At 58.9% G+C, this 12858-nt stretch carries 11 protein-coding genes; 2 read left to right on the top strand and 9 right to left on the bottom strand.

Annotated features, from left to right (window positions below):
• Positions 1-6: 6 nt before the first annotated feature.
• The 7 genes from secD to VN887_20235 form a co-directional block, all read right to left on the bottom strand.
• Positions 7-2535, bottom strand: a complete 2529-nt coding sequence (secD, locus tag VN887_20265; GenBank protein ID HXT42354.1) for a protein translocase subunit SecD — start codon at positions 2533-2535, stop codon at positions 7-9.
• A 10-nt stretch (positions 2536-2545) separates the two neighbouring features.
• Entirely contained in the window at positions 2546-2893 is a 348-nt protein-coding gene (gene yajC / locus VN887_20260) for a preprotein translocase subunit YajC (protein HXT42353.1), read from the bottom strand.
• A 135-nt stretch (positions 2894-3028) separates the two neighbouring features.
• Entirely contained in the window at positions 3029-4168 is a 1140-nt protein-coding gene (tgt, locus tag VN887_20255; protein ID HXT42352.1) for a tRNA guanosine(34) transglycosylase Tgt, read from the bottom strand.
• 144 nt (positions 4169-4312) lie between these two features.
• Entirely contained in the window at positions 4313-5215 is a 903-nt protein-coding gene (locus tag VN887_20250; GenBank protein ID HXT42351.1) for a prepilin-type N-terminal cleavage/methylation domain-containing protein, read from the bottom strand.
• A 175-nt stretch (positions 5216-5390) separates the two neighbouring features.
• Positions 5391-6227 (bottom strand): type II secretion system protein, encoded by an 837-nt coding sequence (locus VN887_20245; protein HXT42350.1) that lies wholly within the window; start codon positions 6225-6227, stop codon positions 5391-5393.
• Positions 6228-6364: 137 nt separating this feature from the next.
• Complete coding sequence (locus VN887_20240; GenBank protein HXT42349.1) at positions 6365-8080, bottom strand: proline--tRNA ligase; 1716 nt, start codon at positions 8078-8080, stop codon at positions 6365-6367.
• 100 nt (positions 8081-8180) lie between these two features.
• Positions 8181-8936: a fumarylacetoacetate hydrolase family protein gene (locus tag VN887_20235; protein HXT42348.1), complete on the bottom strand. Its 756-nt coding sequence runs from the start codon at positions 8934-8936 to the stop codon at positions 8181-8183.
• A 253-nt stretch (positions 8937-9189) separates the two neighbouring features.
• Here VN887_20235 and VN887_20230 point away from each other — a divergent pair, with 253 nt between their 5' ends.
• A complete protein-coding gene (locus VN887_20230) occupies positions 9190-10593 on the top strand; it encodes a S8 family serine peptidase (GenBank protein HXT42347.1) in 1404 nt (467 codons plus the stop codon).
• On the opposite strand, the gene VN887_20225 is transcribed toward VN887_20230, so the two are convergent.
• Both VN887_20225 and VN887_20220 read right to left on the bottom strand, forming a co-directional pair.
• Positions 10594-10947 carry a dihydroneopterin aldolase gene (locus VN887_20225; GenBank protein ID HXT42346.1) on the bottom strand — a complete coding sequence of 118 codons (354 nt, stop codon included), beginning with the start codon at positions 10945-10947 and terminating at the stop codon, positions 10594-10596.
• Between the two features lie 12 nt (positions 10948-10959).
• Positions 10960-12057, bottom strand: a complete 1098-nt coding sequence (locus VN887_20220; GenBank protein HXT42345.1) for an NUDIX domain-containing protein — start codon at positions 12055-12057, stop codon at positions 10960-10962.
• A 258-nt stretch (positions 12058-12315) separates the two neighbouring features.
• On the opposite strand from VN887_20220, the gene VN887_20215 reads away from it, so the two are divergent.
• The coding region (locus VN887_20215; protein HXT42344.1) for a hypothetical protein at positions 12316-12858 on the top strand (543 nt) is incomplete at its 3' end.

The raw sequence follows: 12858 nt of genomic DNA, 5'->3' as shown, positions 1-12858 counted from the left end.
CCGCGCTCAGACCGCCCGGGCGGGCCGCGTCACGCCGGTCGTCGCGGAGTTTTCCATCGCCAACTGCGGGGTGGCCCCCTTGGGACGATGGCCCTTGTGCCACCACAACACGAGCGCGCTGGCGATGTAGATGCTCGAATACGTGCCGGTGATGATGCCGACGAGAAACGTGAATGCGAAGTCGTTGATGACCCCGCCGCCGAAGATGTAGAGGGCTATGGTCGCCAGAAATACCGTGCCCGAGGTGATGATGGTGCGGCTCAGGGTCTGGTTGAGTGCCTGATTGATGAGGTCCTTGAACGAACCCCGCACGCCCAGCTTCAAATCCTCGCGGATGCGGTCGAAGATGACGATGGTGTCGTTGATGGAAAAGCCGATGATGGTCAGGACCGCCGCCACCACGGTCGCGTTGAATTCGCGTCCGGAGACGCCGTTGGCCATGCAGTAGCATCCAATGGTCATCAACACGTCGTGAATGACCGCCACCACGGCGCCGACGGCAAAGGAGAACTCGTAGCGGAAAGCCACGTAAACCAGAATGCCAAACAGGGACAGCAGCGAGGCGATGACCGCTGATTGTTGAATCTCCTTCCCGACGGTCGGCCCGACGCTTTCCTGGCCCTTCACCTCGAATTTCGCCTGCGGGAACTCCTTCGTCAGCTCCTCCTGGATCTTTTTTGCCGAATCTTTCGAGGTGGTCACACGCAAAGTCTCCGCGCCGCCGCCGACCCCGCCCTGATACTGGATCAGGGATTCCTTTTCGCCCACCCTGGTCAGTGCATCCCGCACCTTCTCGACCTCCACTTTTTGCTGAAAACCGAACGTCGTCGTGTCACCGCCGACAAAATCCACCCCGAACAGTTTCGAGCCGCGCGACACGCCGTAACCCAGACCGATCAGGATGATCGTCCACGACAGGATGAACGCCGGTTTGGCCAGTTTCATGAAGTCGAGTTTCACGCTCCGGATGAGGTGCAGCATGCGCAGCGATTTGAGCCAGCCGCGCTCGAGCACCCAGTCAAAAATAATCCGGGTCACAATCAGCGCCGTAAAGAGGCTTGAGGCCACGCCGAAGGTGAGGGTGAAGCCGAAACCCTTGACCGACCCGGTGCCCATGAAAATCAAAATCACCGAGGAAATCAGCGTGGTCACATGCGAATCGAAAATCGTGCCGAACGCGCGGTCGTATCCCGCCGCCAGTGCGCCGCGCATGGACTTCCCCTTGGCCAGTTCCTCGCGGATGCGCTCATAGATCAGCACGTTGGCATCCACGGCCATGCCGATGGTCAGCACCATGCCGGCGATGCCCGGCAGTGTCAGCGTTGTGCTCAGCGAACACATGACACCCATCGTGATGACGATGTTCGTGATCAGGGCGACATTCGCGACCAGGCCGGCGAACATGTAATAGACGAGCATGAAGACAGAAACGAAAATCGTGCCGATGATCGACGCCTTGATGCCGCTCCGAATCGAGTCCCTGCCCAGCGAAGGATCCACACTCCGTTCCTCGACGATCCTGACCGGCGCTTCGAGCGGATTCATCAGCACGCTGGCCAGGTCGTACGCTTCTTCCACGGTAAAATCCCCCTCAATAACACCTCTGCCGCCCGGGATCTGTCCTTTGATGACCGGTGCTGATTTCACTTCGCCATCCAAAATGATGGCCAGATATCTGCCCACATTGTCCTTGGTCACGTCGGCAAACAGGGCCGCTCCTTCGTCGTTCAACGTAAATTCGATTTCGGGCTGACCCGTCCCCGGATCCATGATGGGCCGTGCGTTTTTGACGTATTTCCCGGTCAGACCCCGTTCGGGAGTTTTCTTGATCAGGTAATGCGTGACCTGTACCTGCCCGTTTTTCGGCCGGGAACGATAGACCATGTTCGTGTAACCAATGGCCCCCAAACCCTGGCTGATCAGTTCGTGGCTCTGAGGATGCACCAGACGAAATTCCAAAAACGCGGTGCGTTGTATCTTCTTTCTGACGCTGTCCTTGTCCTGTTCGGACAGGCCGGGCAACTGGATCAGGATGCGATTGTCGCCCTCGGGCTGGATGAGCGGTTCGGCCACTCCAAACTGGTCCACCCGCTTGCGAAGCACCTCGACCGCCTGTGAAAGCGCCCGGCTCTTTTGCTCGGCTTGGGCCATCTGGTTCGTGTCCATCTCCACGAGAAACGAAGAGCCTCCCTGAAGATCGAGACCGAGTTTGACCTTGCCCGCGGCGTCGCGTTGCAAACGGTGCAGGATGGCCAGCGTGGGGTCGTCCTCCGTCGCCGCGTTCACAAACGGAAAGTATCGCGTGATGCTGTTCGTCCCGACGGCCTCCTGCAGGTTCGCGAATGCGCGTCCCGGCGCCTGTTGTTGCAGTTGCCGGACCCGGTCCAGTATCGCCGTGAAATTGGTGTCGGTGTTGACTGCGCGGTTCTTGAATTCCTCGACGAGATCGCCGTTGGTCGGCGGGTTGATCTCCCACAACGCCCAGGCCACGATGAAGACGACGAACGCCCACTTCCAGAAATTATTGCGCTTCATGAAAAGAGAATTACCCCTCGCCCGCGGCCCGTTCAGTGATTTCCGAAACGGCGCTCTTGAGCACCTCCAGTTTCGTGTCGGCCGAGCGGATGGTGACCGATTTCTCCTGGACGCTGACGACAACGCCCATCACGCCGCCGCTGGTGACGACCTTGTCCCGCGGCTTGAGCGTCTTGAGCAACTGCGCGTGTTCCTTTGCCTTCTTTTGCTGCGGCCGGATCATGATGATGTAGAGAGCAGCGAACATGATGACCATCAGGGGCAGCGGGCCCTTGACGAGTTGCTCCACGCCCGGCGCCTGCGGCGCGGCAGCCGGTGCCGCGTCCGCCAGCAGGGTGTTCAAGGCGAAAAAGGTCATTTCTTTCGAGTCAAGAGTCGCTAAATCTAGGGACGCGACCACGTTTGGCAAGCGTTTTAACTCGATGGACGCCGCGTGGCCCGGCCAACCTCGGCTGGCGCAGAACCGGCATTGCCCCCGGGTCCGGCGTGAAGATTATCTTTCCGAATTCTCCCGGGCCAGAAGCACCTTCTTTGTCGGAACGTAATCCGCCGCGAAATCGCGGCGGAACTCCGCGAACGTCCCCGCCGCCAGATGCGCGCGGATGTCGGCCATCAATTCCAAATAGAGATGACTGTTGTGCACGCTGACCATGCGCAGACCGAGGATTTCGTTCACATTGAGCAGATGGCGCAGGTAGGCCCGGGTGAAATGGCGGCAGGCAAAACATTCGCAGCCCTCTTCGATGGGCCGGAAGTCCGCCTTGTTGAAACCCGCCTTCACGCTCACGGTGCCCTTCCTCGTGAAAGCCGTTCCGTTTCGCGCCACACGGGTCGGCAGCACGCAATCGAACATGTCCACCCCGCGCGCCACCAGCTCGACCAGTTGTGCCGGCGTGCCCAGCCCCATCGCATAGCGCGGGCGGTCTCGCGGAAGAAATTGCTCGGTCAGTTCCACCGCCCTGAACATCTCCGGCTCCGGCTCGCCCACACTCACACCGCCGATGGCATGGCCGTCGAATTCCATCGCGACCAGCGCCTTCGCGCATTCCTCGCGCAAGGCCGCGTTCGCGCCGCCCTGGACGATGCCGAACACGAGTTGTCCCGGCGCGCGTGGCTGTTCGCGGCATTCCTTCGCCCAGCGAATCGTCCGCTCGACCGCGCCGCGAAATTCGCGGGGCGTGCTGGTGTGCGACGGACAATCGTCGAACACCATTGCGATGTCCGAACCCAGCGCACGCTGGATCTCCATCGCCTCTTTGGGACCAAGAAACAGCAATGAACCGTCCAGATGGGAACGGAACTCGACACCGTGCGTCTTCACCTTCCGGATTTTGGCGAGGCTGAACACCTGGAATCCGCCACTATCGGTCAGGATCGGGTGCGGCCAGTGAATGAACCGGTGCAATCCGCCGGCCTCGCGGATGATTTCAACGCCCGGACGGATGGAAAGATGGTAGGTGTTCCCGAGGATGATCTGCGTCCCCATCTCACGCAGCTCGCGCGGATCAAGCGCCTTGACGCTGCCCTGTGTGCCGACCGGCATGAAGACCGGTGTATCAATGACACCGCGCGTCGTGGTCAGGCGCCCGAGCCGTGCTTTGGAATCGGAATCTGCCTTTAACAGTTCGAACATGCGCCTTCCCGCATCAAACTCGATTCAATCGAATTAGGCGAAGGCCATTTTCCGAAAGGACAGGGGTCTCAACGAAAAGTGCGAACCCCACCGTGCCTGAGCGTGAGCTTAGGTCGACCGCAGACGAGTCCACAAAAAAGATCCTTAAAAGCCGATGCCGCCTGTGGACTTAATCGCCGAGGTCCTTGTTGCCAGCCAAACCATATCCGGACTCAACGGATTCTGCACGACCAGGCGCGAAACATTGCCGTTTTTAACGATCGTTCTGCTGTCGATCCATTTGTGGATTTCAGAATGCCCGTCACCAAAAGCAAAGCCGCACGCTTTGTTATGGTAGCTCGCCGGCCAGTCAATCCACTGCGCAGGTTTAGCTATGCCCACCGCGAATCCAGCGTCGTTAATGCTGTACGGATCTTCGTCGAGAAAAATGAAGGTCATTGAGGGGCCGGGCACTACAAAATCACCAAACTTTCCGTACACGTAGTACCGGCCGTTGCGGGTATTGCCGTGGTTACCATCAAGCCAAGGACCATTGACGGGTTGCTGTCCCAAACTTGGCGGATACGGATCCGTGCCTACCGCTTGACTCATAGAGAAGCTACGAACGCGCGGGGCTCCCCTTTTCGAAGGAAAAAATTGAAGGGACGTGTCGGCCGGACATTTGAAAATCTTGGCTGAACTTCCCATGTAGTTCGCAAGAGAGCACTTCTTTGGGTTGGTTAACAGGGTTACATTCGTGTTATCGGGACTGCTTGACATTGTTCCCGAACACCAATTGTGGTAATCGACCTGATTGCCATCGTCCGGGTTTGGTGGTAATAGATCATTAAAATCCCCTCCGTACAGAAACATTGCTTTCATCATCTGGTTGCCATTGTTCATGCATAGGATCCCCTGCGCCTTGGTCTTGGCTTTTGCCAGCGCGGGCAACAGAAGACCTGCCAAAATGGCAATGATGGCAATGACCACGAGCAGTTCAATCAGCGTGAAGCCGTGAGGTCGCAGAGCTGCTCTTGGTTGGGCGGTTGTCGCTTTTGATGTTTGCATAAAGTTTAAAGCCATTTGACTGAAAACTACGGAACTGAGTTTTGTTCAATGCTATGCTACGAGACACCTTCGGTCAACTGTGCGTTACGACGCACACAGCCTGCATGCGTTGCCGCGATCAAACGAGATCGGCGCCAGACTTTTCTGCAGCAGGCAGGCCCAGAGGCAGCCACCGTTATTTTATTGTGACAGTTGAATTCTCCTTCATCCACTGCACGTCCACCCAGGAGTCACCCGCCGCGCCGACCGGCAACGGCATAATCACGTATCGGACGCGCGAGTTTTTAATCTTTGAACCGATCCATTTGTGGACCTCCGCGTGGCCATCCACAAACGAAAAGCCACAGGCGCCGTTGTGAAAATTGGCGGGCATGTCAATGATCTGGGCCGAGCCTTTTTGGTCGGCGCCGTTGCATTGGTTGGCAAACGCCGCGTCGTTGATGCTGTCCGGGTGCTCGTCCACAAAAACCCACGTCCTGGCCGGTGAGACAACCACAGACTGTTTGTCGTAAATCTTCCAGACGCTGGCGGGAAGCCAGCTGCCATGGCCAAATACCTGGCTCATCGAGATGCTACGGACACGGGGCATGCTCTGGCCCTGGTTATTTTTTACCATTGCCCGGTCCGCGGGGCATTTGTAGATACCGCGGCTGTTGCCGGTGTAAGGCCAGATGGGACTTTTAACAAGGTCATTGGTGATGTCCCAGTTCACGCGCGCGCTCGTAAAGTCCAGCACGCCCGAACACCAGTTGCTTCGCCCGGGCGTGAAGCCGTCCTCGGCTGCCAGAAGAATGTCGTTGTTGTCATCGGATTGAAGGCGCCAGGCAAGCATCAACTGTTTGCCGTTGTTCAGGCATCCGATGCCCTGGGCTTTGGTCTTTGCTTTGGCCAGCGCAGGCAGCAACATGCCGGCGAGGATTGCAATGATAGCGATCACCACCAGCAACTCGATCAATGTGAACGCCGTCCTGGAGGAATACATCTTTTGGGGGAGTGGAGTGGATGTTTGCATGGCAATCACACTTTCTGCGGTTTGCGCCGGACTCGTGCATCCGGCGTTGTTTGGGCGGGCCCAAAATTAAACTTCGACGACGGCGACGTCAACCGTGCGTTTCGAGGCACACGGGCGGCAAGCACACCAGGCAATCTTCATTGTTGCAGAAGCGCGAGGACATTGGAAACCGCCTCTTCGGCCTTCGCAGGAATCATGGCGCTCGCGCGCGGCTTTATTTCCACTTCCCCTTTCGCCAGGGATTTTTCGCCGATCCCGAGCCGGATGGGAAAGCCGATCAATTCCGAGTCCTTGAATTTCACGCCGGGCCGCTCATCGCGGTCGTCGAGAATCACGTCCACGCCGTGCGCGGAAAGTTCGGCGTAAATTTTCTCGGCCAGCGTCATCACGCTCCCGCCGGGAGCAATGCCCAGCGGCGTGATACAGACGCAGTATGGCGCGACGGACAACGGCCAGATAATGCCGTCCCTGTCGTTGCACTGTTCGATGACTGCCTGGAGCGTGCGCGTCACTCCGATGCCGTAGCAACCCATGATGGCCGGCCGCTGTTTGCCCGCCTCGTCCAGAAACAGCGCTCCCAGCGCAACGCTGTATTTGGTTCCCAGCTTGAACACGTGGCCGACTTCGATCGCCCGCCGGATTTTGAGCGGCTGCGCGCATTGGGAACAGGTTTCGCCCGCCTGAACAAGCCGCAGATCGGCCCAGGCCTTCACGCCAATGTCGCGCTCGATGGACACGTTGCGGAAATGAAAGCCGTCCTCATTGGCGCCGGTCGTCATGCCTGCCGCGCCGCGCAACGATTCGTCCGCGTACACGGTAACGGCGCCTTTCAGCGTGGCGGTCAATGCGCCGAGACTGCCGGGATGCGCCCCGAGTCCCGTGAAGATTTCATCGGCGGTAGCGGGCCGAAACTGTGGTGTTCCCAAAGCACCGGCCAGTTTTGCCTCATTCAACTGGTGATCGCCGCGCAGCAAAATCAGCGCAAGCCTGCTTTCGACGAGGTACACCAGCGTTTTGATCTGCCGTGCGGCCGGGACGTTGTACGGAGCCTTCGTAAGCGCTTCGATGGTCAGGACGCCGGGCGTGGCGAGTTTTTCAACCGCGGCCGGCTGGCCCGCGGTTTCGGGTTTGCTCACCGCGCTTGTTGCCTTTTCGATGTTCGCCGCGTAGCCGCAACCATCGCAGTACACGACCTCGTTCTCTCCGGTTTCGGCGGGCACCATGAACTCGTGGGAAAACTTGCCGCCCATCACACCGGTGTCGGCCTCGACCGGGAATGCTTTGAGCCCGCACCGTTGAAAGATACGCGTGTATGCGTCGTACATCTTCCGGTAGCTGGCCTGGGCCGCTTCGTCGCTCACATCGAAGGTATAGGCGTCCTTCATGACGAATTCCTTCGCGCGCATGAGCCCGAAGCGCGGGCGGATTTCGTCACGAAACTTGGTCTGAATCTGATAAAAGGCCTTCGGGAGCTGGCGGTAGGAACTGATCTCGCCCGCCACCAGTGTCGTGATGACCTCTTCGTGTGTCGGCCCGAGCAGCCATTCGCGTTTCGTCCTGTCGTTCACATGGAACAACACGTCGCTGGCGGTCTGGTAGCGACCGCTTTGCTGCCAGATTTCAGGCGGCTGCAGCGCGGGCATGAGGACTTCAAGCGCGCCCGTCCGGTCCATTTCTTCGCGGACGATCCGTTCGACTTTGCGCAGCGCCCGCAATCCCAGCGGCAGGAACGTGTACAGGCCGCCGGTCAGTTTGCGCATGAGGCCGGCGCGCAGCAGCAGTTTATGCGAGGTGATTTCCGCGTCCGCCGGAGTCTCTTTGAGTGTGGGAATGAAAGTCTGTGTCCAGCGCATAAAAAAGATGGTTCAGAGTCGGGTTCCGGGTGTCGAGAGCAAAGATGGAAATCACGCGCGCGAGGTCCCGCACCCGGGTCTCACATCGACCGATGCGTGTCTATTTGACCGTGTTGACCAGCGGCGCCAGTCCCTGGATGCGGACCTCGAGCCTGTCCCCGGACTCAATCGGTCCCACGCCGCTGGGTGTCCCGGTCAGGATGATGTCCCCGGGCAACAAGGTGAGGTTCGTCGAGACAAAGCTGACGAGCTGGTAACAGTTGAAGATGAGCTGGCTGGTGTTTGAGTTCTGACGCAGTTGCCCGTTCTGGAACAGTTGAATCGTCAGATCGTGCGGGTCGATTTTCGTTTCCACGTACGGTCCCAGCGGAGTGAACGTGTCGAACGATTTGGAGCGCGCCCACTGGCTCTCGGAGTTTTGAATGGTCCGGTCGCTCACGTCCTGCGCGGCGGTGTAACCGAAAATGTAGCGTGCGGCGGCGGCCGGCGTGACGTTGCGAATGCGGCGGCCGACCACAATGGCCAGTTCCGCCTCAAAATCCGTTCGATGGTGGTTGAACGGAATCTCGATCTTGCCGCCGTCCGGCAGCAGCGACGTGGGCGCCTTCAACCAGAACAACGGTTCCTTGGGAACCGGTTTGCCCGACTCGCGCGCGTGATCGGCGTAGTTTAATCCGACCGCGACAACCTTGGAAGGACTGACCGGTGTGAGGGTCTTGATTCCCTTGGACAGGACCGCCTTCTTTTCGAAGGATGGGGATCCAAACACGTCCCCTTGCAGGCGGAACAGTTCGCCATCAACCACCTTCGCGTAAAAAATGTCGTCACCCTTTTGAAACCGCCCGATTGCTGCCATATAAGTGGGTCTTTCTGTAACAAATCGAACAGCACCATCGCAAGGTGAAAGTCGGAAACCCGCTGGAATTCGCGCCCCGACGTCACACCGGACTTCCAATAAATCCGGCTCCTTGCGAACGCTTCGACGGCAGTACACTGTGCAAAGCTCAATCGGCTGCGGGACGCGAAGTTCTTGGCAACGACAAGGTTATCGGAGTAAATTGAAACGTATCCGGCCCGCCAGTGTCTCTATAGAAACGAATGCGTCGCTGATGAGAATAACGCTTCAACGTTGGTTCAATCCTGTGCTTCTGACGGCAATCCTTGGGTTCACGCCGGTAACGTTCGTACGCGCCGCGGATTCCTTGAGCTGGCACACCCGCTTGAACGAAGTGGACGCACAAATTGAATCGTGGCCGCTGCCCAAGGTGTTGGAGTCCATCGCGTCGGCGACCGGATGGCAGATTTACGTCGAGCCCGACACTCACTACACCGTCACGACTCGGTTCCGCAAACTGAACCCCGCCGACGCTCTCAAACGTCTGCTCGGCGAATTGAATTTCGCGCTCCTGCCGCAAACGAACGGTCCGGCAAAGCTCTTCATTTACCGCAGCTCGGTGCATGACGCGACGCAACTCATCCGGGCCGCGCGAAAATCCACGAATGGTCCTTCCTCCAGGCCCGTCCCGAACGAACTGGTTGTCCGGCTCAAGCCCGGCGCGAGGGAGACCATCGACGCACTCGCGAAACGGCTTGGCGCAAAAGTCACCGGTCGCATTGACGGTCTCAACGCCTACAGGCTGCAATTCGACGACGCCGCAGCCGCACAATCGGCCCGTGCGGAACTGGAAAACGACAGCGACGTCGCATCAGTTGAAAATAATTATTCAGTCGCCCCACCCGGCCAATTGCAGCCGTTGGCGATGAGTTCGCCGGCCCCGCCTTCCTTCAAACTGGCTCCACCGGATTCGCCGGGAAAACTTGTGGTGGCTCTGGTGGACACGCCCATCCAATCGCAAGGAGAGCCGTGGGCGGATTACCTCATGAACAAGATTTCGCTGGCGGGCGACGCTAATCCTGATTCCAGCCAGGTGACGCATGGGACGGCAATGATGGACACCCTTTGGTCCGCGCTTGGCAAGGCACTCACCGATCCCGCGTCCGCCTCCATCGGGTTCCTTCCCATCGACGTTTACGGCGATAACGGATCCGCTTCGATGTTTGATGTCGCGCGCGCTGTCGTAGAGGCGGTCAACCAGGGCGCGCAGATCGTGAACCTCAGTCTCGGCGGCACGGGCGACAGCCCTCTTTTGGATGATGTCCTCGCACAGGCACGCGCCAAGGGAGTATTGCTCGTGGCCGCGGCGGGCAACGAGCACGTCGCCACTCCCACCTATCCCGCCGCGAATCCGAATGTCCTGGCGGTTACGGCAGGAGCCAGGAACGGTGACATCGCCAGTTGGGCCAATTACGGGGATTTCGTGTCCTTGGTGGCGCCGGGAGCATCTGTCATTTATTTCAATGGCCAGGCCTACCTGGTTACCGGAACATCCGCTTCGGCGGCGTACGCCTCCGGCGCGGCGGCGGCGCTGTCCCTGAACGACTCCAAAAAACCAACCGAGGTCAGCGCCCAACTCGCAAAGCTTCCCGGCTTTGCCCCTCCGAAAAATCCCTGATCAGCCGGATGGATTGCGCGTCAGCCGAACAGCGACATGGCGCGCTTCCGGAATGATAAACTTCCTGACTTCGACTGTGACGCTGCCGGGCATGAATTCCGCCAGGATCATGCCTGCAATGTCGGCGGCGAGCTTTTCGATCAACTTCCAACTTCGGCCGTCTCCGAATCTGAGCAACCGCTGCGTCACCGCGTGATAATCGATCGTTTTCGTCAGGTCTTCCGACTCGGCCGCCCCGGAGACATTGCGGGTCATTTCCACGCTAATGAGCAGCCGCTGCGCGCTTGCCCGTTCCTGTTCGGGCACGCCAACACGGTAATAGACCTCCAGATCGCTGATGATGATTTTATCCATCCGCCGGTGACCTCAACGCGGGCCCGCCGCGCGGGGCCCTTTTTCCTTCAATACCGCTTCCACCAGAATCCGTGTCGGGCGGTTCAGTTCCATCGCCAGCAACTCATCTTCGCCGACCCAGCGAAATTCCTGCGCTTCTTCATTCAGCTTTACCCGCGGTTCACCCACGCAACGGCAGGAGTAATTCAGCAGAACAAAATGCGCGTCGCGATAGAATTCTTTCGAGTGAATGCAATCCTGCACAAGCACGAACCGGGCGTCTTCGATGTCCAGATTCGTCTCCTCCTTGATTTCACGCCGTAACGCCTCGACGGAACTCTCGCCAAATTTTACCTTGCCGCCGGGGATGCCCCAGAGCTGCGACCATTTCTGCGTGCGAATCATGAGCGCCCGACCGGCCTCGTCGTAAATGAGCGCGCCGACGGTGACGACCGGACGATCGTCCGTCCCGCCCGGAGACTGCGGGCCGCCGCGTTTGAGTTCAAACTGGTTTCGTTCCAGGATGTCGCGCAATTCGCCGAGATGCTCAACGATGAGGTCGGGTTGGCTCGCCCGCAATTGCTCAAGCCGGTTGTAACCGGTGAGCACCGCGCAGGAGAAAACCCCGCCGTGATGCGCCGTCTCAATGTCATGCTGCATGTCACCGATAAACAACGTTTCCTCCGCTTTCAATTCATGCCGTTCGAGAATCTCCAGAATCCACGATCGCTTGTCCCATGCCTCGATGTACGGGTGGTCGAGGAAGCGGTCGAACCCGGTCATCGCGGATTGCGCCGCGAAATGGTCCCGGTGAATCGTGCTCAGTAAAAACGTGCGCATTCCGCTCCCGCGGCAGAATTCCAGGAAATCGCGCGCATGGGGCAGTTCACTGGAGAGGTGCTGGACCTGTTTGAAATGACGGTGAAACCATTCTTCCAGTTGCGGCAGTGGAATGTGCGCAACGTAACGGCCGTAAAAGTCCTTGAATGGAAGGGAAAACTCGGTGCGAAACTGGTCGAGGGTCATCTCCGCCACACCCGCCTGCTTGAAAACGTGGTTCGACGCCCGCCACACCGCCGGGAGATCGTCCACCAGCGTCCCAGACCAGTCGAAAATGATGTTGCGGATCACGAGCCGAGTTTACTGCCGGCGCCGTGTCCGGCAACTCACAAACCACCTGGCAGCACGAATTGTGAACCACCCATGTCCCGGGCTTCCATCTGCCACGGCGCATCTTGGACGTCAGTCCGCGCGGCTCCGGGACCCTCGCTCCCCGACACCCGCAATCACATTCAACTTGTGTTGGCTCCTCCGTTCGCTTAGAAGATGACCTGTAATGAAGAACCGTCTTCCTCTGCCTCTCGCCTTCATTCACCACTGTCGAAACACATGAACAAGCATCTCCATCGGATTTTTGGTCGTGGATTATCAATCGCTTTGTCGGCGGTCGCCCTTTCCCTTGTGCCTCTGGCGGACGCCGCGACCTTTACGATCAACCCGTCCTCCATCAGCAACACCTACAGCGGCTCCATCACTTTGCAAATCACCGGCCTCACCAACGGCGAGACGGTGCTCGTCGAGCGGTTCCTCGACCTGAACAACAACGGCGTCGTCGATGTTGCCGATCTGCTCGTCCAAAGTTTCAAGGACACGGAAGGCCAGGTCACGTCCTTCGACGGAATTCGCGACGTCAACGTCCCCGGCGACGACGATGGGGCGACCAACGCGAGCATCCAAACCAGCCTCAGTTTCAACTCCGGTCCCGAGTTTTCGCGCTCCGATGGCCAGCATTTGTTTCGCGTTTCCAGTCCGACGGGCCGGTTCACGCCGCTGGTCCGACCCTTGACAGTCACACAGGCGGCGTTCGCCCAGCGGGTCACCGGCAACGTCACCAGCGGTGGTTCCCCGGTGACCAACGCTTCCGTGGCGCTC

Source organism: Candidatus Angelobacter sp., from assembly GCA_035607015.1.
GTDB lineage: Bacteria > Verrucomicrobiota > Verrucomicrobiia > Limisphaerales > AV2 > AV2.
Note: the sequence above shows the minus strand (reverse complement) of the source record. Positions and strands in the feature narration are given on the sequence as shown.

Coding starts and splice junctions, on each gene's coding strand:
- VN887_20245 (HXT42350.1), bottom strand. CDS start 6,227: ATGCAAACATCCACTCCACTCCCCCAAAAGATGTATTCCTCCAGGACG.
- VN887_20235 (HXT42348.1), bottom strand. CDS start 8,936: ATGGCAGCAATCGGGCGGTTTCAAAAGGGTGACGACATTTTTTACGCG.
- VN887_20240 (HXT42349.1), bottom strand. CDS start 8,080: ATGCGCTGGACACAGACTTTCATTCCCACACTCAAAGAGACTCCGGCG.
- secD (HXT42354.1), bottom strand. CDS start 2,535: ATGAAGCGCAATAATTTCTGGAAGTGGGCGTTCGTCGTCTTCATCGTG.
- tgt (HXT42352.1), bottom strand. CDS start 4,168: ATGTTCGAACTGTTAAAGGCAGATTCCGATTCCAAAGCACGGCTCGGG.
- VN887_20230 (HXT42347.1), top strand. CDS start 9,190: ATGAGAATAACGCTTCAACGTTGGTTCAATCCTGTGCTTCTGACGGCA.
- VN887_20250 (HXT42351.1), bottom strand. CDS start 5,215: ATGCAAACATCAAAAGCGACAACCGCCCAACCAAGAGCAGCTCTGCGA.
- yajC (HXT42353.1), bottom strand. CDS start 2,893: ATGACCTTTTTCGCCTTGAACACCCTGCTGGCGGACGCGGCACCGGCT.
- VN887_20225 (HXT42346.1), bottom strand. CDS start 10,947: ATGGATAAAATCATCATCAGCGATCTGGAGGTCTATTACCGTGTTGGC.